17 protein-coding genes, 1 other RNA gene and 1 pseudogene are annotated in these 21,430 nt (G+C 68.4%); 12 read left to right on the top strand and 7 right to left on the bottom strand.

The window, feature by feature from the left end; genetic code table 11:
• From Msi02_RS07745 to rnpB, 4 genes are all read left to right on the top strand, one after another.
• Nucleotides 1-741: a zinc ribbon domain-containing protein gene (locus Msi02_RS07745; RefSeq protein WP_204047699.1), complete on the top strand. Its 741-nt coding sequence runs from the start codon at nt 1-3 to the stop codon at nt 739-741.
• On the top strand, nt 738-1,991 hold the full coding sequence (locus Msi02_RS07740) for a bifunctional RNase H/acid phosphatase (protein ID WP_239108207.1): 1,254 nt from the start codon (nt 738-740) through the stop codon (nt 1,989-1,991). Before Msi02_RS07745 ends, Msi02_RS07740 begins: the two co-directional genes overlap by 4 nt.
• Before the next feature lie 184 nt (nt 1,992-2,175).
• A complete protein-coding gene (locus Msi02_RS07735; protein WP_204047698.1) occupies nt 2,176-3,378 on the top strand; it encodes an erythromycin esterase family protein in 1,203 nt (400 codons plus the stop codon).
• Between the two features lie 77 nt (nt 3,379-3,455).
• An RNA gene (gene rnpB, locus Msi02_RS07730) (RNase P RNA component class A) lies at nt 3,456-3,848 on the top strand.
• 100 nt (nt 3,849-3,948) lie between these two features.
• On the opposite strand, the gene Msi02_RS07725 is transcribed toward rnpB, so the two are convergent.
• Complete coding sequence (locus Msi02_RS07725) at nt 3,949-4,365, bottom strand: helix-turn-helix domain-containing protein (RefSeq protein ID WP_204047697.1); 417 nt, start codon at nt 4,363-4,365, stop codon at nt 3,949-3,951.
• Between the two features lie 1,690 nt (nt 4,366-6,055).
• Here Msi02_RS07725 and Msi02_RS07720 point away from each other — a divergent pair.
• Nucleotides 6,056-6,292: a hypothetical protein gene (locus tag Msi02_RS07720; RefSeq protein WP_204047696.1), complete on the top strand. Its 237-nt coding sequence runs from the start codon at nt 6,056-6,058 to the stop codon at nt 6,290-6,292.
• A gap of 262 nt (nt 6,293-6,554) precedes the next feature.
• Entirely contained in the window at nt 6,555-6,869 is a 315-nt protein-coding gene (locus tag Msi02_RS07715) for a S1 domain-containing protein (RefSeq protein ID WP_204047695.1), read from the top strand.
• Nucleotides 6,870-7,153: 284 nt separating this feature from the next.
• Here Msi02_RS07715 and Msi02_RS07710 read toward each other — a convergent pair whose 3' ends face one another.
• Nucleotides 7,154-8,017 carry a helix-turn-helix transcriptional regulator gene (locus tag Msi02_RS07710; protein WP_204047694.1) on the bottom strand — a complete coding sequence of 288 codons (864 nt, stop codon included), beginning with the start codon at nt 8,015-8,017 and terminating at the stop codon, nt 7,154-7,156.
• 101 nt (nt 8,018-8,118) lie between these two features.
• On the opposite strand from Msi02_RS07710, the gene Msi02_RS07705 reads away from it, so the two are divergent.
• On the top strand, nt 8,119-8,880 hold the full coding sequence (locus Msi02_RS07705; protein WP_204047693.1) for an SDR family oxidoreductase: 762 nt from the start codon (nt 8,119-8,121) through the stop codon (nt 8,878-8,880).
• A gap of 227 nt (nt 8,881-9,107) precedes the next feature.
• Nucleotides 9,108-9,800, top strand: a pseudogene (locus Msi02_RS07700) (ISL3 family transposase).
• On the opposite strand, the gene Msi02_RS07695 reads toward Msi02_RS07700, so the two are convergent.
• Nucleotides 9,719-10,363, bottom strand: coding sequence for a DNA alkylation repair protein (locus Msi02_RS07695; protein WP_204047831.1), 645 nt, complete (start codon nt 10,361-10,363; stop codon nt 9,719-9,721). The pseudogene Msi02_RS07700 and the gene Msi02_RS07695 sit on opposite strands and share 82 nt — an antisense overlap.
• Before the next feature lie 270 nt (nt 10,364-10,633).
• Between Msi02_RS07695 and Msi02_RS07690 the strand changes: the two genes are divergently transcribed.
• On the top strand, nt 10,634-11,356 hold the full coding sequence (locus Msi02_RS07690; RefSeq protein ID WP_204047692.1) for a VOC family protein: 723 nt from the start codon (nt 10,634-10,636) through the stop codon (nt 11,354-11,356).
• 509 nt (nt 11,357-11,865) lie between these two features.
• On the opposite strand, the gene Msi02_RS07685 is transcribed toward Msi02_RS07690, so the two are convergent.
• Complete coding sequence (locus Msi02_RS07685; protein WP_204047691.1) at nt 11,866-12,033, bottom strand: hypothetical protein; 168 nt, start codon at nt 12,031-12,033, stop codon at nt 11,866-11,868.
• A gap of 174 nt (nt 12,034-12,207) precedes the next feature.
• Between Msi02_RS07685 and Msi02_RS07680 the strand changes: the two genes are divergently transcribed.
• Complete coding sequence (locus Msi02_RS07680; protein ID WP_204047690.1) at nt 12,208-12,966, top strand: sensor histidine kinase; 759 nt, start codon at nt 12,208-12,210, stop codon at nt 12,964-12,966.
• A 63-nt stretch (nt 12,967-13,029) separates the two neighbouring features.
• Here Msi02_RS07680 and Msi02_RS07675 read toward each other — a convergent pair whose 3' ends face one another.
• Nucleotides 13,030-13,614 (bottom strand): TetR/AcrR family transcriptional regulator, encoded by a 585-nt coding sequence (locus tag Msi02_RS07675; RefSeq protein ID WP_204047689.1) that lies wholly within the window; start codon nt 13,612-13,614, stop codon nt 13,030-13,032.
• Between the two features lie 85 nt (nt 13,615-13,699).
• Between Msi02_RS07675 and Msi02_RS07670 the strand changes: the two genes are divergently transcribed.
• The gene (locus Msi02_RS07670) at nt 13,700-14,548 is read left to right on the top strand and encodes an SDR family oxidoreductase (protein ID WP_204047688.1); all 849 of its coding nucleotides are present in this window, start codon (nt 13,700-13,702) and stop codon (nt 14,546-14,548) included.
• Between the two features lie 27 nt (nt 14,549-14,575).
• Here Msi02_RS07670 and Msi02_RS07665 read toward each other — a convergent pair whose 3' ends face one another.
• Together Msi02_RS07665 and Msi02_RS07660 are read right to left on the bottom strand one after the other, a co-directional pair.
• On the bottom strand, nt 14,576-15,316 hold the full coding sequence (locus Msi02_RS07665) for a hypothetical protein (RefSeq protein ID WP_204047687.1): 741 nt from the start codon (nt 15,314-15,316) through the stop codon (nt 14,576-14,578).
• Between the two features lie 96 nt (nt 15,317-15,412).
• Entirely contained in the window at nt 15,413-16,426 is a 1,014-nt protein-coding gene (locus Msi02_RS07660) for a multicopper oxidase domain-containing protein (protein ID WP_204047686.1), read from the bottom strand.
• Between the two features lie 879 nt (nt 16,427-17,305).
• Between Msi02_RS07660 and Msi02_RS07655 the strand changes: the two genes are divergently transcribed.
• Nucleotides 17,306-21,352, top strand: coding sequence for a ThuA domain-containing protein (locus Msi02_RS07655; protein ID WP_204047685.1), 4,047 nt, complete (start codon nt 17,306-17,308; stop codon nt 21,350-21,352).
• Nucleotides 21,353-21,430 lie beyond the last annotated feature (78 nt).

Genomic DNA, 21,430 nt, shown 5'->3' with positions numbered 1-21,430 from the left:
ATGAAGGCCGCACCGGAAGCACAGAAGCGTCTGCTCGATCTCGCTGAGCTCGACACCAGTCTCGACCGGTTGCGGCACCGCCGCCGCACCCTGCCGGAGCTCGCCGAGATCGACGAGCTGTCCAAGAGGCTGGCCCAGGTCTCCACGCAGATCATCGCCGCCGAGACCGAGGCCGGCGACCTCGCCCGCGACCAGGCCAAGGCCGAGTCGGACGTGGACGCCGTACGCGTCCGGGTCGACCGCGACCAGAAGCGCCTGGACTCCGGGCAGGTCTCCTCGCCCAAGGACCTGGCGAGTCTCCAGTCCGAGATCGTCTCCCTGCGGCGCAGGCAGTCGGACCTGGAGGAGGTCGTGCTGGAGATCATGGAGCGCCGGGAGGCGGCCGACGCCCGGGTCACCACCCTCAAGTCCGAGCGCGAAGAGGTGACCGGCACGCTGCGCGCCGCCGAGGACCGCCGGGACGTGGCCTTCGCCGAGATCGACAAGGAGACCGGCGAGCTGACCTCCGGCCGGTCCGCGATCACCGCCGATGTCCCCGCCGACCTGCTCGGGCTGTACGAGAAGATGCGCGAGCAGACCGGCGTCGGCGCCGCCATGCTGCACGGCGGCCGGTGCCTCGGCTGCCGTACGAGCCTGTCGATCGCCGACCTCAACCGGATCCGGGCCGCCGCCCACGACGAGGTGGTCCGCTGCGAGGAGTGCCGCCGCATCCTGGTCCGTACGGCCGAGTCGGGTCTGTGACGGTCGCCGTGGGGTTCATCGTCGAGGCCGACGGCGGGTCGCGGGGCAACCCCGGACCGGCCGGGTACGGCGCGGTGGTCAAGGACGACGCGGGGCGGGTGCTCGCCGAGGCCGCCGAGTCGATCGGCACCGCGACCAACAACGTGGCCGAATACCGCGGCCTGATCGCCGGGCTCCGGGCGCTGCTCGCGCTCGGCGCGGAGGGCGGGCAGGTCGAGGTGCGGATGGACTCCAAGCTGGTCATCGAGCAGATGGCCGGCCGGTGGAAGGTCAAGCACGAGGGCCTGCGGCCGCTCGCCCTGGAGGCGGCGGGCCTGGCCCGGCGGTTCCGGGTCACGTGGACGTGGGTTCCGCGCGAGCGCAACAGCCACGCCGACCGGCTCGCCAACGAGGCGATGGACGCGGCGGCCCGGGGGGAGACCTGGCAGTCGAGCGAGATCACCTCCGCGCCGGAGTCCGCCCCGGTCGTCGAGCCCGGTGCCGCGCCGCCCAACACCGACGCGCCCTCGCTCTTCGACGACGTTCCAGACACCCAGGCTCCGGTCGCCGCCGATGGACGTGCGGGAACGGCGGCGGCCGGAACCGCCACGTCCCACGACAGGCGCGGGCACGGATGGATGCCCCGGGCCTCGCACGCCGCCACGTCCCTGCTCCTGCTCAGGCACGGGCAGACGCCGTTGTCGGTGGAGAAGCGGTTCTCCGGGCTGGGCGACCCGTCGCTCACCCCCACCGGGCTCGCGCAGGCCGAGGCCGCCGCCCTGCGCCTGTCGCGGCAGCCGTACGAGGTCGAGGTGATCGTCGCCTCCCCGCTCGCGCGCGCCCGGCAGACGGCGGAGGCGGTGGCCGCCCGGACGGGCCTGACGGTGCTGGTCGACGACGACCTCCGCGAGACCGACTTCGGCGAGTGGGAGGGGCACACGTTCGCGGAGATCCAGCAGCGCTGGCCCCGGGAACTGGCGGCCTGGCTGGCCGACCCGGACGTCGCGCCGCCCGGCGGGGAGAGCTTCGCGTCGACGGCCCGGCGGGTCGAGCAGGCGAGGGACCGCATCGTGAAGGCCCACGAAGGCCGCAGCGTCGTCGTGGTCTCCCACGTGAGCCCGATCAAGATGCTCGTCCGCTTCGCGCTGGGCGCTCCGCCGGAGGCCCTCTATCGGATGCACCTCGACCTGGCCTGCCTGTCGGCGATCGACTACTACGCCGACGGGCCCGCCGTCGTACGGGCGCTCAACGACACCGCCCACCTTTCCTGACGCCGCTGTCACAAGGCGACACGCCGCGGGGGCCGCACGCTCGGCCGTGCCCCCGCGGCGTCGGCTTTTCGGGCCCGCCCGCACCACCGGTCGCTTGAAGTGGATGGTTGAGGGTTTCGCTCTCGCGATCTGGCGATTTAACGGACAAGTCTTCACGTAAAGGTTCAACGATACCGTTGAAGGTATGGATACCGGCATCAAGGACACCGTCCATCCCGTCGAGGCCGCCTCCGTCATGAGGCTGCTTCCGGACCGGCCGCGGCTGCTCGCCCTGGGCGAGCCCACCCACGGAGAGGACCTCCTGCTCGACGTGCGAAACGAGCTTTTCCGGCAGCTCGTGGAGCAGGAGGGCTACCGGACGATCGGGATCGAGAGCGACTGCCTGATGGGCGTGGTCGTGGACGACTACGTCACCTCGGGCACGGGCACCCTCGACGAGGTCATGGAACGCGGCTTCAGCCACGGGTGGGGCGCGTCCGCTGCCAACCGCGAGCTCGTGCGCTGGATGCGCGCGTACAACGACGGCCGGCCCGCGTCCGAGCGGGTGCGCTTCGCCGGTCTCGACGGCCCGCTGGAGATCAGCCACGCCGCGAGCCCCCGGCAGGCCCTCACCGTGCTCTACGGCTACCTCGCGGCCCGGGTGGACGCGGATCTGCTGCCCTGCGACGCGGAAACGCTCGACCGCCTGCTCGGCGCCGACGACCGCTGGGCCAATCCCGCCACGATGATGGACCCGTCCCAGTCCGTGGGGCGGTCGGCCGAGGCCCGGCAGCTGCTCCTGCTCGCCGACGATCTCGTGGCGCTGCTCGACGCGCAGACGCCGCACCTGATCGCGGCGTCCTCCCGGGACGACTGGGACCGGGCACGCCTGTACGCGCGTGCCGCCACCGGCCTGCTGCGCTACCACTACTGGATGGCCGACACGTCACCGGGACGCATGCCGCGGCTCCTGGGCCTGCGCAGTTCGATGATCGCCGCCAACATCCTCGCCGTCGCCGAGCGGGGCCCGGCGCTGGTCCACGCCCACAACGCGCATTTCCAGCGGGAGAAGAGCTCGATGCGGCTGGGCGACGTGCCGTTCGAGTGGTGGAGCTCCGGCGCGATCGTGAGGGCCCACCTGGGTGAGGGGTTCGCCTTCCTGGCCACGGCCCTCGGCACGATCCGGCACCAGGGAGTGGACACCCCGCCCCCGGACACCCTCGAAGGGCTCCTGTACACGCTGCCGGAGGACCGCTACGTCGCCGACGCCGGCCGGCTGGCCGCCGCGCTCGGCGACGCGCGGCCCGCCCTCCGCGTGTCCCCCTGGTTCGGCTACGCCCCGCTGGACCCGGCCCACCTGGCCGGGTACGACGGGATCGTGTTCGTCAAGGACGTTACGCGACGCTAGAGCGGCACGGCGTCGCCTCGCGCCTCGTCCGGGGCGGAGAATGGATCGGGAGCCGCTAGGCTTACCTTCACGGTGGACGAGCCGGCCGGGCGGCCGCGTCAGGGCCTCATGGCCCTGCCGAGGAAGGTCCGGGCTCCACAGGGCAGGGTGGTCGGTAACGCCGACCCGGGGTGACCCGCGGGACAGTGCCACAGAAAACAGACCGCCCCCTTCGCGGGGGTAAGGGTGAAACGGTGGTGTAAGAGACCACCAGCGCCCACGGTGACGTGGGCGGCTCGGTAAACCCCACCCGGAGCAAGGTCAAGAAGGGACGTTCTCCGGAACGTCCCGCGCGCGACGTTCGAGGGCTGCCCGCCCGAGCCGCGCGGGTAGACCGCTTGAGGCCGCCGGCAACGGCGGTCCTAGATGGATGGTCGCCGGTCAGCTCTCATGGCTGATCACAGAACCCGGCCTACAGGCCGACTCGTCCGCCCGCCAACCCGCGACCTAGGGTTTGTCCCCGCTAGCCAAGATCGGGCACATTCAGGGCACATGGTCCTTGATAGCGAGGTAGGGCGCCCGACTGCGTGGTCACTGTGCCGAGGCGTGCCCCGCGTCGGTCATTCGCTTCTCCAGAAGATCCTGCGGCAGCGCGTATACGTGGGCCAACTGCCGTAGTTCGTCCACCGTCGGCGCCGACGCCGCACCGTCCTCGATCGCTACCAGACGCTCTTCCGATATGTGGGCCAGCTTGGCGGCTTCCTCCACCGTCTGCTGTCCGAACTCCCGGTCGGCCCGCAGATCCTGGCCCAGCCGTACTAGCTGTTCGAGCGAGACCGTTGCCGACACCGATGGCCGAGGCGATTGCCCATCAGAGGGCGCAGTCAGTGACTGGCCAAGGACATACAGGCCCACCAGTACGATAATCGCCAGCCCGCCGCCTGCTCCAGCCTTTCGAGTGAAACGACCACGCGCGTCCCTGGGATGCTTGCTGGGATTCCACGACATACCCGGACGTTACAAATTGTCATCGCGCAGCTCCAGAAACATTCACCAGGCGACCTAGTGACGGCTTGAATACCGCGCCGCGACTGGTGATTGGCCGCAATCTGTTCTGCTCCGGCAATACCGGCGCGGCTCCTTCTTCGGAGACGCGGGACCGTAGCACAGCTCTGAGGGCTGTTTGGGGCTGATCTGCGCCGCCGCGCGGCCGGCCGCGCATGGTCTGCGCCACCGGCGGGGGCACCCACACTTAGGGGGTCGGGCCCTTTGGGGGCACGTAGCTACGGAGAGCGCTGGCAAACGATGACAACGAACGTAAGCGTTTGCGCAGGTTGCCCGTAGGCCAGAACGGATACGTGCAGGTGGGGAGCGTGCGGAATTTGAACCCGGCCTACAGGCTGACTTGTCCACCTTCCGCCCTACCAAGTTGACGCACCGGCGCAGGGCTTTCCAGAGTCGACATATCGGCCGACGGCCAACGCTGATCAGCTTTTCGGCGGACTCTCCTCGGTCGGCCATGGTGTCGGCTTTTACTCCTCGTGGTCGTCGCCGTCCCGGTGCTGGAGCGCCTCCGCCGAGGGTTTCGGGTGTTGATCGCGGTGTTCCGTGATTGCCATAGCGACGGCAGCGAGCATCCAGCCAGCTCCCGATATGGCCAACGTGATAGGGATGCCGATCTCTCGATGAGCTTCGCAGGATGCGAGCACGCCCAAGAGGAGAGTGAGGGTGCCAAGGGTTAAGAAGATTTGGCGGGCGGTCATTCGAGTGATGTTAGGGCAAGCGGGATTGGCTGAGGAGGGGCGCTTCGCCCTTGCCGGTAACGAAGTAGCCGACGGCGAGGCGCAGGCTGGGCACACTCGGGAGAGCTGTACAGCAGCCGGGTACAGCAACGTCGCCTTACACGCGCACGTCCCACCGGCCCTCATCTACCGATCGAGCAGGGCGGAAAGCTCTCTACGTCGTGACTGGCTCACGTTTGCGCGCAGAAGGTCAGGGGGTGTGCCAGGTGCCGAGAGCCCCGGGGCGGCGCGCTGCCGCTTCACAGTGGATCGAGGGCAAGCGGGACAGAGGGGGCAGAGAACATGCTCGCGCCGGAGCAGCCTGGAACCAGAGCGAAACAGTAAACGTTCCATGATTGACTAGATCGAAGAGCCGAGGGCGGCAAGTGAGCAACGCGCAGCACTCAAGTAGGCGAGCAAAACGGCGACGCGCCCGAGCGGCCAAGCAGGCGGCTACGGAGAAAAGCGTGGTTCGCAGGCTTGTGCTCTACACAGTGGGCGGCGTTCTTATTCTCGGCGGCTTGATCTTTCTGGTGTTTCCGAGCGTGGGAGTGGCCGGTGCAGGTGGCATCGCCTCGGCCGTAATCTTCGGTGCTTCAGCGGGTACGCCCACAAGCTGGGTAGTGCGACCTAACCCCCGTGCACCCTATCGCGCCCTGGTCGTGGCCATCAGCGGTCTTCTGTTCCTAGCGTTCGTGCTGGTGTATGGAGTCTCAAACATGTCGGGTGAGTGACCAACTGCGTGACAACGCCGACGAACGACACTGGACACTGGCGCACCGCAGTGGACTGACTCCGCAGGCAAAGGCCATGTAAGGCCATTTCGACACCTGTTGCCGTTGCCTGATAAAGAAGCGGTCACCGGAGAGCCATGCATGGCCTGTACGAATCAGAATTAGACAAGAAGGGAGCACTGAGTGAGTGAGCGACGCAGGGGCGGGCGCGCGAGCGGACTGATGGAGATGTTCGTTGAGTTCACCGGCAGCATGGTCGTGTTCCTCGTGGGGTTGGGCGTTGTCACCGGGATCGCCGCTCTGTTCCGCTGGTCAGTCCCGGACCTTCCGGAGCTTCTCTATTGGGCCGTAGGGGTGGCTGTCCTCGTCATGATGCTGATTCCCACGGCTTGGCTGATACGAAAGATCAAGATAGGTTGATGATTCGCTGACTTCGCCGGCCCCGCAGGTCACATCCCCGCCGACTCCAGGGCACAGTCAGGGCACATGAGCGCGAAAAACAGCGCGAAACGATGAGAACCGGCGAACGCCGAAAGCTTAGCTGAGCGTAAGAGCCGGGCAGACGTCGCAGGTCAGCCGTCAGGATGGATCAGATCTCGATGACCTGAGGGTGATCGCCGCATGCCACGAGCACATAGTCGCTGGGCAACGTGTCAGTGCACGAGAAGGCAAGATCAGGTTCATGAACGAGTACTCATGGCCTCCGGACTACGCCGCGGACAGTAAGAGAGCCGAGGAAGCCTGGCTTGCCACGTGCATAAGCCTGCCGATCGGAAGCCTGGTGACGGGAACCGTCATCGGCCGGCAGCCCTTCGGAGTGTTCCTCAAGATAGACGGTGTCCCGGATGCCGTTGGCCTTGCTGAGATCACAGCTCTACCTTCGGGCTCCGACCTTCCCCGCCTGCACGCCCAGGTTAGCGGCGAGGTCATATGGCATGCTGAGCACAACCATCAGGTGAGGATCAGGCTCACTCTTCCTCCGAGTTCTACGCCCTAAGACTCACCGCGAGGTGGCGTGCTAGCGAAACCCGATCGGGGGCGCTTTGGGGGCACACACGCTCGGAAAACGCTGGCAGGCGGATGACAAGGAACGGAAGCGTTACCTCAGGTCATTTGCGGGCTCTTCGCAGTGAGGGTGTAGATCTGGGCCGGCCGATGAGTGCCGTGCAGACGCCACCTGTGTCTGGTCCGACAGCGGCATCACGCACCAGGGCTAGCGGCGCTAGGCGGTGACGATCGGCCGGTCGGGTCTATCGCTCGAGCGGTACCTTCTCGATCGGTTCATCGGGCTGGTTCGGTTTGCATCGCCTGTGTGCCCACGACGGTCAGCAGCGCGAGCTTCTCGGCGGTGTCGGTCCCGGCGCGTGGGGTGAACCAGAGCAACCGCTGGCGGCCGTCCTCGCTGAAGAGGCTGAGGCAGTTGAGGTCGAGCATGCCGACGGCGGGGTGGACGATCCGCTTGCGCTCGTCTCTGCGCACCTCCACGTCCTGGTCGGCCCAAAGCGCCTGGAACTCCGGCGACTGCTGCAGCAACTCGTCCACCAGCTTGGTCGCCTCGGCGTCGCCTGGGCTGCGTCGCCCGACTGCCGCGCGCAGGTCGGCAACGAACGAGCGTGACTGTGGGGCGAGGTCCTCCTGCGGGTAGATCTGCCGCGAGGCCGGGTCGGTGAACCATCGGTAGATGAAGCTCGCCGCGCGGCCGTGGTGCGCGGACAGGTCGCCGAGCATCGCGATGGCGAGCGGGTTCTGGACCAGAACGGTGTGCAGGTCGGTGCTCACCATCGCCGGGGTCCCGTCGATCCGTGTCAGCAGGTCGAGCATCGCGGGGTGGACGTGTGACGCCGTCCCGCCCTGGTGCGGGATCGGGCGGTTCGCCAACCGGTACAGATGGTCGCGTTCGTCGCGACTGAGGCGCAGGGCGCGGGCGAGCGCGGCGAGCATCTGGTCGGAGGGCTGCGAGCCGGAACCGCGCTCGAGCTCGGTGTAGTACTCCACCGAGGCACCGGCCAGAACGGCGACCTCGTCACGACGCAGACCGGGGACGCGACGCCGCGGGCCGGGCGCGAGCCCGACCTCCTCGGGGCGGATCCGCTCGCGTCGCGAACGCAGGAAGCCACCGAGTTCGGAGTACCTCGTCTTCGACATAGGCACAGCCTCCCTGGGCGGCGCCGTTGGCGCCAGGGGATGTCGTCCCCACCTTTGGCAGCAACTGTCGCGGGCCCGCGCCGCGCCACAGAGTGGACGCCATGAACACCTCACTCACTGACACACTCACCGACTCGGCCGCATCGCCGGTCGCTGGAAAGACGGTCCTGATCACCGGTGGCACGAGCGGGATCGGCGCCGCGACCGCCCGGCTCCTGCTCGTGCGTGGCCACCGGGTGGCCGTCACCGGGCGCGACCCAGGTCGGCTCAAGGCCTTCCTCGACGAAGTCGGCTACGCGGACCGCGTCCTGGGCCTGGTAGCAGATGCCTCCGACTGGGACTCCACGAACACGGCGGTCACCAGCACGGTGGAGCGCTTCGGGTCGCTCGACGCGGCAATCGCGAACGCAGGCGGCGCGTCCGCGGATCACTTCCGGACGGGCGGTGCCGGTGTCATCGACGGCGGCGATCCGGAGCTGTGGGCACCGATGGTACTCGCCAACGTGCTCGGACCGGCTCTGCTGGCCAAGGCGACCCTGCCCCACCTCGAGCAGTCCCGCGGCCGGCTGGTGCTCATCGGCAGCGTGGCCGGAATCAAGAACAGCCCGGGCAACCTCTACTCCGCCACGAAGTGGGCAGTGGTCGGCTTCGCCGAGAACCTCCGCCTGCACGCCACGACCCGCGGCATCGGAGTCACGGTCGTGAACCCCGGCATGATCGACACCGCGTTCTGGCACGGCCAGGCTCCCCCCATCGCGATGAGCCCGGATTCGGTGGCCGAGGCGATCGGCTTCGCGCTCGACCAGCCGGCAGGCGTCGACCTCAACACGGTGACGATCCGTCCGATCGGCCAGCCCGTCTGACTTCAGGCGGGCAGCGTGCTCACTGGTGCACCATCCTCGTGTCAATGATCTTCGATGGATCGCTGATGCATCCGAGGTGCTGCCGGGTCATCGCCCTGCTCGCTTGACGCGTTGGACGTCCAGCATGAGTTCTGGGGGGCCCGGCAGAGGGGGCGTGGTCGGTGGCCGGGTAAAGGTCGAGGCCTCCCGACCGCCACCACCGAGGAACTGCAGACGCGGTCGCGGTCATGGACCCGTTCCACGTCGTCCGCCTCGCCGGCGACGCACTGGACCGCTGCCGACGCCGGATCCAGCTCGCCACCTGCGGACACCGCGGCCGAGCCGGCGACCCGCTCTACAAGTCCCGACGCACGCTGCACACCGGCGCCGACCTGCTCACCGACGAGCAGAAGACCCGCCTCGAGGAGCTGTTCGCCAACGAGGACCACCTGCAGGTCGAAGCCACCTGGGGCATCTACCAGCAGATGATCACCGCCTACCGCGAACCCGACCGCGGCGCCGGCCGCAAGCTATGCAGCAACTGATCACCTCGCTCAGCAGCGGTGGTCCTCGCGCGCTGACCGAGCTGGTCACGCTCGGCCGGATATCGAAGAATCGGGCCGCCGACGCTCGCCTACTTCGACCGACCCGGTACGTCCAACGGCCCTACGGAGGCGATCAACGGACGGCTGGAACACGTACGCGGCTCGGCGCTCGGCTTCCGGAATCTGACCGACTACATCGCCCTGCAATTGAGTCGGACAGGTCCCGCGTGCTCTCCAGCCGGAGGCGGCGTACCGGTTCGTATCGGGTGCCGCGTTCCGAGGGAGTGGCGGCACGGGCGTGAGCGTGGACCTTCCTACGTATCGTGCTGTCGGCGCACCATCTCGGTGATCCAGATGGGCGCGAATGGAGACGTGCATCCAGGCGAAGTCGGGTAGTCCTTGAGCACCTCCAGGCGCTCACCGATGCCGATCGCACGGGCGCGGTGCTCGGCGTGCTCGATCCCGATCTGAGCCAGGCAGTGGTTCATCGCCCACTGCAGGCGATCTGGGGCGTCTTTCATCTCCGCCTCGATGGCGTCGAGCAGTCCAGCGAGGTCGAGGCCCTCAGGCTTCTTGGCCACGCGCTCGGTGGTCAGCGCCCAGCCGGCACTCGCGACCACCGGATCCGGATCTGCGAACCAGGCCAGGCGCAGCTCTTCGGAGTGCGGGTTCTTCTTCACCACGTAGTTCACGAGCCAGTCGTGCACTTTGGGTGTGCGCGCCACGCGCACCATGACGTCCAACTCGTCACGCTCGAACGCCTTCGGGCGGCAGATCAGGATCGCCAGCAGTCTCGCCGCGGTGTCACCGGTCTCCCAGAGCCGGCACGCGAGCTCCTGCTGCGTCTTCAGCCGCTTCGCGAGCGCGCGCAGCTTGCTGAGGTTCACCCCGTGATCGTCGCCGTGTTTCTCGTTCACCTCGCGTGCCCTCGGGTCCTCGAGCTCGGCCAGCTCGGCCATCACCTCGGCTAGCGTCGTCTCGGCCACCTCAGCCTCCTGCCCATCGCGTGTGAGAGGCAGCCTACGAGCACTCGCCTGTTCAGCTCGGCACCGCGGTAGGTGGCCGGCTGGGGGACCACGGCCGCGAACTACAGCGAACGACGCTGAGCAGTCCTTGTAGGTCAGGCCACCGAAATTGGTTCGCGTGGCGGGATGCCGAGCGCCTAGCGTTGATCTCCCTTTGGGCGCGGACGGCGTGCCCTGTCTTCAGCAAAGGAGGTGCGGAGCGGAATGACTTGTCACCTCGTCGCGCTCTGCTTCGATGCGCATGATCCGCTCCGTCTCGCGCGTTTCTGGGCCGGCGTCCTGGGCTGGGAGATGGCCGACGACCCCCAGGACGGCATCGCGCTCCTGCCGAGCGATGACACGGGGTTCCGGATCCGATTTCTTCCGAGTCAGGAGCAGAAGGTTGGCCAGAACCAGATGCACTTCGATCTGACGAGCACGTCCATCGAGGACCAGCAGCAGACGGTGGCGAGGGCGCTCGAGCTCGGCGCCCGGCACATCGACATCGGTCAACGCCCGGACGAGGACCATGTCGTGCTCGCGGACCCCGAAGGCAACGAGTTCTGCGTCATCGGGCCGGACAACAAATTCCTCGCCGACTGCGGATTCATCGGTGCGCTTGCCTGCGACGGTTCGCAGGAGGCCGGGTACTTCTGGAGCGAAGCGCTGGGCTGGCCGTTGGTCTGGGATCAGGACCAGGAGACCGCGATCCGCTCGCCGCACGGCGGTCCGAAGATCACCTGGGGTGGTCCGCCGCTCAATCCGAAGACCGGGAAGGAGCGGCTGCATTTCGACCTCGCTCCGCCGGCCGACGGTGATCAGCAAGCGGAGGTCGACCGTCTCATCTCTCTCGGGGCGACGCGCATCGACATCGGTCAGGGCGAGGTCAGCTGGGTGGTCATGGCCGATCCCGACGGCCACGAGTTCTGCGTTCTGACCCCGCGATAGCGCGAACAGATCCCGAGACAGGCCCCTGCGTAGGCGCGACCGGTGGCCTCAGCGGTGCGCGCTAATCCGCCTCAAGAAGCGAGAGGGGAAGATGGGAACTTGAGGTCCGCCGGCAGAGCGATCTCGTGGCATGAGGGCTATCCGATCGAGGAGTGGTTGCCCAAGCCTCTTGGAATCGGCTTTTTAGCCGAGGCAACGGAGGCGTTGGAAGTGGCCGTGTCTCCAGAGGGCTACTACTGGTCTGGTTGGGTGAATCCCCGCGAACGTCAGGAAGCGCGAGAGTCGATCGACACCATTTTCGCCATTCTCCGCTCCGCGTGTTCCAGCGGCACGCACTGAGTGACGAACTGTCCGGCAACGTCCTTTGACACCCGTGCACGAGCGTGAACGTCTTCAGCAGACGGCGCGATCCGCCGACCAGGTCGCGGAGCGTTCCCTCGTCGCTGGCTCCCGCTCGCAACCAGGGTGTCAGGGAGTTCGGACGTCGTGCGCAATCTGACCGTCTACGGCTAGTCCGGCAGGAACATCGCCGGTCCCTCGCCCCACAGCGCATGCCACAGCAGCGGCAGCGCCAAGAAAATGCCTCCTCCGATCGCGGCGCCCAGCAAGAGAGCCACCACGACCAGCTTCACCAGCGCATGCAGAGAGCGCCGAGTTTGGCGCTGGGGAAGCGTCATGCCGATAATCTTTCGTCACCAGCCCCGACTGGTCAATCCTTTTCCAGGAGAGGTCCGGGACACGAATGGCTACGGCCTGCCGATTCCTGTAGCTCGCGCCGGAAACAAAGTCCTATGTGCTGATTTTAGCTGTCCATGGGAATCGGCGCGGACGGGGCAGGGCACCTCACAGATGTGACATCGCTCCGCCACCTCCGTGAATGCCTTGGCGAACTCGATGAGCTGGAGCGCAGCATCAAGCACGGCATCGACAGCATGTGCGGCAAGCTGTATCGGGCCATCGACTGGCAGCGACGATTCGAGGCCGACGTGTCGCACGAACTGCGCACCCCGATCGCGGGACTGCGGGCGCAGTTGGAGGAGGCCCGGCTGCACCCCAGCGAGATCGACGTGGACGACCTGCTCGAACGGGCGCTCAACGACGTGGAACGGCTGCAGGCGCTGGTGGACGACCTCTACCTGCTGGCCCAGCTTCAGGCCGCCGCGCAGCCGGCCGAACCGGCCCTGCTGGACCTCGGGGATCTCGTACAGAGCGAACTGGCCCGGCGCACCGACAGGGTCGACGTGAAGATGCAGGCCGTTCCCGGGATTCTGGTACGCGGCCTGGACGGGCGACTCCGGCGAATGCTCTCCGAACTGCTCGACAACGCGCAGCGACACGCCAAGACAGTCGTGTTCGTCCAGGTCCGGCGTACGGCCGACACCGCGGAGCTCGTCGTGGCCGACGACGGCGACGGGATCGGGAAGGAGGATCGGGAGCGCATCTTCGACCGCTTCACCCGCCTCGACGCCGCCCGCTCCCGCGATCGCGGTGGGACCGGCCTCGGCCTGGCCATCGTGCGGAACATCGCGTACGGCCACGAGGGCCAGGTGCACGTGGAGCAGTCGCCCGCCGGCGGTGCGGCGTTCGTCGTCCGGCTCCCACTGGCCTGACCGGTCGTCCTCGCCGGAATCACGCACCGTACAGCCGCAGACCCCGAAGGCGGCACCGGGTGATCAGGGGCCGGTGCGGGCGGCGGCGATCGCCGCCACGGCGTCGGCGATCTGGGCCCGCAGCGTGGCGGGGTCGGCGGCCAGTCCGGGACTGAGTCGCGGGCCGAAGGGGCTCGCCGCCGACCAGGCGGTGGCGAGCGCCAGGATGGCCGTCAGCAGGAATTCCGGCGCGAGCCGCGCCCCCGGGCCGTCCGCGTCGTGCGCCGCGGCCTCCATGGCCGCCACCTTCGCGCTCTGCGCCGCGTTGCGCAGGGCGACGTCGCCGGCCTCCTGTTCCAGGCCTGCCCATGCCATAAGCCGCATCAGACCGGGATTGGCCATCGCGAAGTCGAAGACCCGCGCCGCGTACCCGGGCAGGTCGTCGGGCGTGAACCGCAACTCGTCGTAGACCCGTCGGAGGTTCTGCTCCAGGACGGTGGCGAACAGGGTCTCCTTGCTCTGGAAGTAGATGTAGAGCAGGTTCTTGTTGCAGCCGGCCGCCTTGGCGATGCGGTCGACGCGCGCCCCGGCGATGCCGTGGGCGGAGAACTCGTCCCTGGCCGCTTCGAGGATGCGTGCCTTGGTCGCCTCAGAGTTACCGGTCGCCACGGCGCCATCCTAGCTTTGACTAACCGGTTAGGTCGAGGCGTAGACTAACTAACGAGTTAGCTAGGACTCGGAAAGGGTTACGACGATGGATGCGCGTACATGGCTGATAACCGGGGTGAGCAGCGGCTTCGGCCGGGAGATGACGCAACAGCTCCTCCGGCGCGGCGATCGCGTCGCCGGGACGGTGCGGCGGACGGAGGCGGTGGACGACCTGAAGGCGGAGTACGGCGACCGGCTGTGGCTCGCCCGCCTCGACCTGACCGACGCCCCCGCGATCCGGGAGGTGGTGGACCGGGCGTTCGCCGACCTCGGCAGGATCGACGTGGTCGTCAACAACGCCGGGTACGGCTTGTTCGGCGCGGCCGAGGAACTCACCGACGAGCAGATCGTCCACCAGCTCGACACGAACCTGCTCGGCTCGATCCGGGTGGCCCGCGCCGCGCTGCCTCACCTACGCCGTCAGGGTGGCGGCCGCCTCATCCAGGTCTCCACGTACGGCGGTCAGGCCACCAACGCGGGCGCGTCCGTGTATCACGCGAGCAAGTGGGGCATCGAGGGCTTCATGGAGTCGACGGCCAAGGACGTCGCCCCGTTCGGCATCGGTGTGACCATCGTGGAGCCGGGCAGCGCGCGCACCCGATTCCGGGACGGGAGCTCGCGGCTCGCCGCACCGATGAGCGCCTACGACGACAGCCCGGCCGCGCTGACCCGGGGCATCCGCGACCCCGCGCTGCCGTCCGTCGGCGACCTCGCCAAGACGGCCGCGGCGATTGCCGGCTGTGCGGACCTGGACCCCGCGCCCGTACGGGTCGCTCTGGGCAGCGACTCCTACACCCATATCCACAAGGCGCTCACGGATCGGCTCGCGGAACTGGAGGCGGGGCGGGACCGCACCTTCTCCACGGACGCCGCCTGCAGAACCGTGCGCCGCTGAATCGCGTACGCGAAGAGACAGAGCCGCTCAGCAGAAGCGCTCGACGGTAACGGGGATCGGTTCCGCGTGGCGCATCGCCGTCGTCAACCGCCGCAGCAGCGGCCCGAGGGCCTCACAGGACGCGGTCCCCAGGTGAGCCGTGAGGTCGAGGCAGCAGGCGATACCGGGCCCGATCCGGCGTACCTCCCAGGTGAAGACGTCCGGGTCTGTGCGCAGCTCACCCGTGCCGATGATCCGGGTCCGCGGGTCGCCGGCCTCCCGGGCGAGCGTCACCACGTCCGCGAGGCGGGACAGGTGCGGCTCGCCGGCGAACAGGACGCGGTAGACCCGCGTGTCCTGGAACCCGTCAGGGACCCGCGGCGGGCCGAGGCGCAGGGGAGGCGAGTCCGGCAGAGGCTGGTGGTCCCGGAAAAGGGCACGCAGCCGCGTCTCGCCGGGCAGTTCGCCCCCGCCGAGACCGCGGTAGGCGGCCTCGGCCTCGGAGCGGCTCACCGCGCGGGTCCGGGCGCGCAGGCCGGGATCCTCGCGCATCGCGCGTCCGAAGGCCGCGGAACTCCACCAGGCGCCGTCGGCCGCGGTCCATCCGGCGGTGTCCAGGCCGACCGTCCTGAAGTCGCCAGTGAGCGCGAACTCCTCGACGACGAGTCCCTCGGCCGGGGCTCCGTCCGGGCCGGCCGCGGACATGATCAGGTAGTAGTCGAGAGCCGCCTGCGATCCGGGCGGGGCGGTGACGGATGCGCGCCCGCGCCCGCGTATGTCGCTGGTCATGGGCCGCACCCTACTGACCTTCGATTGTCCGTACGCGGGGGCGGGCGGCCCGCCCGGTGCTTCGCCGGAACCGTGCCCGTGGGGGAGCGGGACGGGTCAGTGCGGCATGGTGCTCATGCCCGAGCCGGTGCCCATGCTCATGCCGCCCATGTCGTGGCCGGGAACGTTCCCGTTCTCGTCGGCCACCATGAACACGCCGGCCATCCCCATGTCCGAGTGGCTCTGGACGTGGCAGTGGTACATCCAGGCCCCGGGGCCGACGCGCTCCCCGGCGATCACCTGGAAGCCGAACGACTCGGCCGGTCCGGTGATCTTCGTGTCGATGATCCGGCTCGGGTCCTGCGGGTTGTCCAGCAGGCCGGTGCGGTTGTCCGCCCAGCGGTGTCCGTGCAGATGCCAGGTGTGGAAGAAGTTCCCGTGGGTGACCACGATGAACTCCACGCGCTCGCCGATCTTCGCCATGAAGTGCGGCGCCTCGCCGGCCTTGGCGTTGTTGACCGTCATGTCGTTGAAGAAGACGACGAACTGCTTGTCCGGCAGGATGTCGCCCTTCCGCCGGACCACCAGTGCGCCGTAGAGCCCTCTGCTGATGCCGCCGGTGCCGTGGTCGGTCCCGACGACGTGGTCGTGGTAGTGCCAGTAGCCGGCGCTGCCGGGCTCGATGGTGCCGCCGGGGCGGCGGCCCGGCGCGTGGGTGCGCCAGACGTAGGTGCGCCGGCCGCCCGGCTCCACCACGCTGTTGCTCATCCGCGTGCCGTCGCTGGTGATCTCGTAGTCCACGCCGTGCACGTGCAGGCTGACGGTGATGTCGGTGTTGTTGACCAGTTCGATCTCGAGGGTCTCGCCTTCGACCATCTCGATGAGCGGGCCGGGGATCGTGGCCTTGCCGGGCTCCAGGCCGTATCCCAGCAGATTGTTCGGCAGCTTCTCCGCGTAGAGGGTCATGCGGCGGACGTCGCCTTTGTCGGGCTTGCCGGTGACCTTGTCGGACGGCGCCGCGTTGGCCTGGCCCGCCCCGACCAGCGGAACGAACGCGGCGGCCGTCGCGGCCGTGGTGAAGGCGCGCCGGGAGAAGAGGCCTCGCGTCGTGCCCCTGCCTGCCTCGGTCATGGTTCCCCAATCCGATCATGACGCCTCACTGCCGTGAGGCGAACGGCATCTGTTCGTGGCGCCGGCCCGGGGACCGGCCTGTACGGCGTGACGTCTCGATGCGGCCCCCGAAGTGGGGCGCGTTCCGCCGTCGGGTGACGGGCGGGGACCGGCCAGCGAGGCTTTCGACGCCGTAGATGAAGCTTTCGATGGAAGTAGGCGATAGTTCCGCCAAAAAGTCAAGAAGTCAGAGTGTAAGTAAGGAAACTTTGTCACAGGACTGGATGAAGTGTCGTGAGGCTGCTACGTTGAGCCCAAACCACCCACTTGACGCATCCGGAATCTCCCAGTCCGATCCCGTCTCCTGGGCATCACCTGGCCCTCGTCCACCCGCCCACGCAACCATCCGCGACTCTCGGAAAGGCTCAGCGGTGCTTCGGCGACACCCCCCACGGCCGACATCCGCCCTGCACGGCCCGCCCTCGCACGCCCCGGCGGACCTGCGGCTCAGACATGCCGGACCACGCCCCGGCGGCGCCGCCGGGCGTCTCCGGCATCCCGGCGCCCCGGCCTGAGGCCGGGAAGACACCTCATTTCGGTCGCCGTCCCGACGGACGGCCGGCGACCGCTGCACGCGATCCGTCCCCGGCGCCCACGGGTTCTGCGGCGATCGCGCCCGTCGACAGCGCGACGAACGGCGATGCCGCACGCCTGCGACGGCCCGAACCGTCCTGACCGCGTCGCCGCGACGCCGGGATCAGGGACCGACCGGCGAGCGAGAGGAGAAAAGACCGGCACAACCCTCGGCCTTCCGGCATCTGCGTGCCCGGTCGCCGTCATGGCCGACCGAACGACCTCCGCAAGGTGCTGATCCAACCCCCCGACCTGAAGGAGCGAACGATGGGTCGCAGAGACCTGCTCGTACACCCTCGGCCACCCGCCTGGCGCCGTGCTCTGATCACGGCGTCGAGCGCCGCGCTGACGCTGGGACTGGCGACGGTCCCCGCCGTGCAGGCGCAGGCCGCACCGGCCCTCCCCGCCGCGCAGTTGCAGGCGCAGGCCAAGCCCAACCCTCCCGAGCCCGATACCGGTAAGCCGGATAAATCCGATAAGTCGGTCAGTGTGCTGGTGTTCCACGGCCCCGCCAAGGAACAGAGCGACCCGGTCGAGAAGGCCGCGGAGTCGATCAAGAACCTGGGCAAGGACAACGGCTTCTCGGTCGAGGTGTCCGAGGACCCGGCGGTCTTCACCTCCAGCAACCTGTCCCGCTATCGCGGCGTGGTCTTCCTGTCCGCCAAGGGCGTGACGCTGAACGCGGCCCAGGAGGCCGCCTTCCAGGCGTACATCCGGGACGGCGGCGGGTTCGTCGGCGTCCACGACGCCGTACGCGCGCAGCCCGACTCGTCCTGGTTCACCGACCTGGTCGGCACCCGCCCCGCCGGCAGCCTGCCCCCGGCCGAGAAGGTCGTGGAGATCACGGCGAACGCGGACAACCCACCGAACGAGACCAAAGAGAAGCTGGTCGACGGCAACAACAACACGAAGTGGCTGACGTTCAACCCGACCGGCTGGGTCTCGCTCAAGCTGGAGCAGCCGAAGGCGATCGCCCACTACGCGCTGACCTCGGCCAACGACTTCCCCGGCCGTGACCCCAAGGACTGGACGCTGCAGGGCTCCCAGGACGGGAAGAGCTGGACGGACCTGGACAAGCGGACGGGGGAGACCTTCCCCTCGCGGTTCCAGACCAAGGAATACAAGTTCACCAACACCACGGCGTACGCGTACTACCGGCTGAACATCACGGCGAACAGCGGTGAGCCCCTCGTCCAGCTGGCCGAGCTGCGGCTGTTCGGTCCCGACGCCGGGCCGCCGCCGGACAGCCAGGTGCAGAAGGCCACGGTGGACTTCACCGACCGTCAGCACCCGGCGAACAAGGGCCTGCCGTTCAACACGACGCGGTCCGACAAGTGGATGAACTGGAGCCCGAGCCCCCTGGGCAAGGTCCAGACGGTCGCGCAGGTCGAGGAGTGGACCTACAAGGCGGGCCTGAACGGCAACGGCGCGTTCCACCCGATCTCGTGGTGCCGTGACTACGACGGTGGCCGGTCGTTCTACACCGGCATGGGCGGCACCGAGGAGAGCTACACCAAGGACGAGCAGTTCAAGAGCCACCTCGGCGGCGCGATCAAGTGGGCGGCCGGCCTGGTCCGCGGCGACTGCCAGGCGACCATCGCGTCGAACTACAAGACCGAGCGGCTGACCGCGCAGAACCAGTCGGGCCAGCTCGACCAGATCGGCGAGCCGCACGGCCTGACCATCGCCCCCGACGGCAAGGTCTTCTACGTCGGCAAGGCGGCCTGCCCCACCGGCCCGATCACCGACTGGAACAACCCGAAGGTCGGCCTCGGCTGTGGCACGATCCACCAGTGGGACCCGAAGACCAAGCAGGTCAAGCTCCTCACCACCCTCGCCGTCATGGGCAACCGCGGCAGCGGCGACGAGCTGGTGAAGAACGAAGAGGGTCTCCTCGGCATCGTGCCCGACCCCAAGTTCCAGCAGAACGGCTGGCTGTACGTCTACTGGATGCCGCACGAGTCGATCGACAGGGACAAGCGGATCGGCAAGCGGACGATCTCCCGGTTCACGTACGACGCCGCCACCCAGACGATCGACCAGAAGACCCGCAAGGACCTGCTGCAGTGGGACACCCAGATCCACAGCTGCTGCCACGCGGGTGGCGGCATGGCCTTCGACAAGGAGGGGAACCTCTACGTCGGTTCCGGTGACAGCAACTCCTCCGGCGGCTCGAGCGGTTACTCGGGGAACAACTGGACCCAGGACTACAAGGGCACCTCGTTCCAGGACGCCCGCCGCACCGCCGGCAACACCAACGACCTGAACGGCAAGATCATCCGTATCCACCCGGAGGCCGACGGGACGTACACGATCCCGAAGGGCAACCTGTTCACGGGTAAGGAAGAGGGCGGCGGCAAGACCCGCCCGGAGATCTACGTGATGGGCGTCCGCAACATCGCGCGGCTCCAGTGGGACAACGTGAACGACTGGCTGACCGCCGGATGGGTCGGTCCGGACGCCGGTGCCCCGAGCGAGATCTGGGGTCCGGCGAAGTACGAGACCGCGACGATCCTCACGTCCGCCGGCAACCAGGGCTGGCCGTACTGCATGGGCAACAAGCAGCCCTACCGTGACCGCAGCAACGTCGACGCCTCCCAGCCCGCCGACTGGTACAACTGCGACAACCTGAAGAACACCTCGCCGCGCAACACCGGCCTGGTCGACATCCCGCCGGCCCGCGACAACATGATCTGGTACTCGCCGCAGGGCGGCGGCCCGGTCTACCCGAAGCGGACCGACGGCAGCGGCCTGCCGACCTACAAGCTGGGCGAGGAGACCCTCACCCAGCCCTACCTCTCCGGCGGCGGCCAGGCGGTCATGTCCGGGCCGACCTACCACCGCTCCGAGGTCGACACCAACAGCGGTGTCGCGTGGCCGGCGTACTGGGACAACAAGTGGTTCATCGGTGACGAGTCCAACGCGAACAACCGGGTCGCGGTCACCGTCGACCCGAAGGGCGTCAAGGACGCGAAGCCGCCGGTCTTCGCCGAGGACCTGCGCTCCATCATCCAGCCCGGCGGCGGAGCCACCCAGCTCCAGTCGTGGATGGACGCGAAGTTCGGCCCGGACGGCGCGCTGTACATGCTGGACTACGCCGGTGGCTTCTTCAGCCTGCACCCCAACCAGAAGCTGATCCGCATCACCTACCAGGGCGGTCCGGCGACGCCGAACCCGAGCCTGGCCACGGTGCGGCCGGAGCGGCAGAGCACGCCGAAGACCGTGGTGTTCTCCAGCACCAGGGCCGGCGGCGTGAAGTGGGAGTGGGACTTCGGCGACGGCAGCAAGCCCTCGACCGAGGCCGACCCGACGCACACCTACAAGGACTTCGGCACCTACAAGGCCAAGCTGAAGGTCACCTACGCCGACGGTGAGGTGGCGACCGGCGAGGTCACCGTCGTGATCGGCTGCCCGGCGCCCGACGCCCGGCCGACGGTCCGGCTGCTGGACACCGACACCGGCGTGGCCAACCGCGTCGTCGCCGGTGGCTGCACGATCAACGACCTGATCGACGACGAGCGCATGTGGTCGAACCACGGCGAGTTCGTCAGCCACGTCAACGACCAGGTGAACGAGTTCCGCAAGGCCGGCGTCATCGACAACGGCGAGGCCTCCACGCTGAGCAAGGCGGCGGCGCAGTCCGACATCGGCAAGATGAACGGCTACGAGACCATCTTCGACGGGACGCCCGCGTCCCTGCAGGGCTGGTCACAGGCTCCGTCCGGCCAGTTCAACCTGCAGCAGGACGGCACCCTCCGCACCTCCGGCGGGCTGGGCATGCTGTGGTACTCCGACAAGGCGTACGGCGACTTCTCGCTGCGGCTGCAGTTCCGTGACGTCGCGCCTGGCACGGCCCGTGCCAACACCGGCGTGTTCGTCCGGTTCCCCGACCCGCGGACCCCGCTGGACCAGCGTCCGGCCGGGAGCTGCGGCACGGTCGGCTCGGCCCGTACGTCGCAGGCCTGGGTCGCGATCTACTGCGGTCACGAGATCCAGATCTACGACGGCGACACGGGCGAGCCGCAGAAGACGGGCTCGATCTACAACTTCCAGCCGAACACTCTGGACAAGGCGGGGGCGACCCCGAAGGGCCAGTGGAACGACTACGAGGTCCGGGTGGTCGGGCAGCACTACACGATCATCCGCAACGGCGTCGTGATCAACGAGTTCGACAACACCCCGGGCAAGTCGTCGTCCCGCGCCGGCGACCCCGCCACGGACCTGCGTCAGTTCGTCAGCGGGTTCATCGGGCTGCAGAACCACAGCAACACCGACCTGGCGGAGTTCCGCAACATCCGGGTGCGGGAGCTCTGACCCGGTAGCCGGGCGGGGGAGACCCCGCCCGGCTGTCTCCCATGACCCTGGCGGGCGACGCCGTTCGCCCGCCCACAT

Source organism: Microbispora siamensis (assembly GCF_016863095.1).
Classification (GTDB): Bacteria; Actinomycetota; Actinomycetes; order Streptosporangiales; family Streptosporangiaceae; genus Microbispora; species Microbispora siamensis.
The sequence above is the reverse complement of the archived record's forward strand: the minus strand, read 5'-3'. Positions and strand labels throughout refer to the sequence as shown.

Excerpts from the sequence above, each read along its gene's own strand:
- Msi02_RS07705 (WP_204047693.1), top strand. The coding sequence starts at position 8,119 with ATGAACACCTCACTCACTGACACACTCACCGACTCGGCCGCATCGCCG.
- Msi02_RS07695 (WP_204047831.1), bottom strand. The coding sequence starts at position 10,363 with ATGGCCGAGCTGGCCGAGCTCGAGGACCCGAGGGCACGCGAGGTGAAC.
- Msi02_RS07685 (WP_204047691.1), bottom strand. The coding sequence starts at position 12,033 with ATGACGCTTCCCCAGCGCCAAACTCGGCGCTCTCTGCATGCGCTGGTG.
- Msi02_RS07745 (WP_204047699.1), top strand. The coding sequence starts at position 1 with ATGAAGGCCGCACCGGAAGCACAGAAGCGTCTGCTCGATCTCGCTGAG.
- Msi02_RS07670 (WP_204047688.1), top strand. The coding sequence starts at position 13,700 with ATGGATGCGCGTACATGGCTGATAACCGGGGTGAGCAGCGGCTTCGGC.
- Msi02_RS07735 (WP_204047698.1), top strand. The coding sequence starts at position 2,176 with ATGGATACCGGCATCAAGGACACCGTCCATCCCGTCGAGGCCGCCTCC.
- Msi02_RS07660 (WP_204047686.1), bottom strand. The coding sequence starts at position 16,426 with ATGACCGAGGCAGGCAGGGGCACGACGCGAGGCCTCTTCTCCCGGCGC.
- Msi02_RS07710 (WP_204047694.1), bottom strand. The coding sequence starts at position 8,017 with ATGTCGAAGACGAGGTACTCCGAACTCGGTGGCTTCCTGCGTTCGCGA.
- Msi02_RS07655 (WP_204047685.1), top strand. The coding sequence starts at position 17,306 with ATGGGTCGCAGAGACCTGCTCGTACACCCTCGGCCACCCGCCTGGCGC.
- Msi02_RS07715 (WP_204047695.1), top strand. The coding sequence starts at position 6,555 with ATGAACGAGTACTCATGGCCTCCGGACTACGCCGCGGACAGTAAGAGA.
- Msi02_RS07665 (WP_204047687.1), bottom strand. The coding sequence starts at position 15,316 with ATGACCAGCGACATACGCGGGCGCGGGCGCGCATCCGTCACCGCCCCG.
- Msi02_RS07725 (WP_204047697.1), bottom strand. The coding sequence starts at position 4,365 with ATGTCGTGGAATCCCAGCAAGCATCCCAGGGACGCGCGTGGTCGTTTC.
- Msi02_RS07690 (WP_204047692.1), top strand. The coding sequence starts at position 10,634 with ATGACTTGTCACCTCGTCGCGCTCTGCTTCGATGCGCATGATCCGCTC.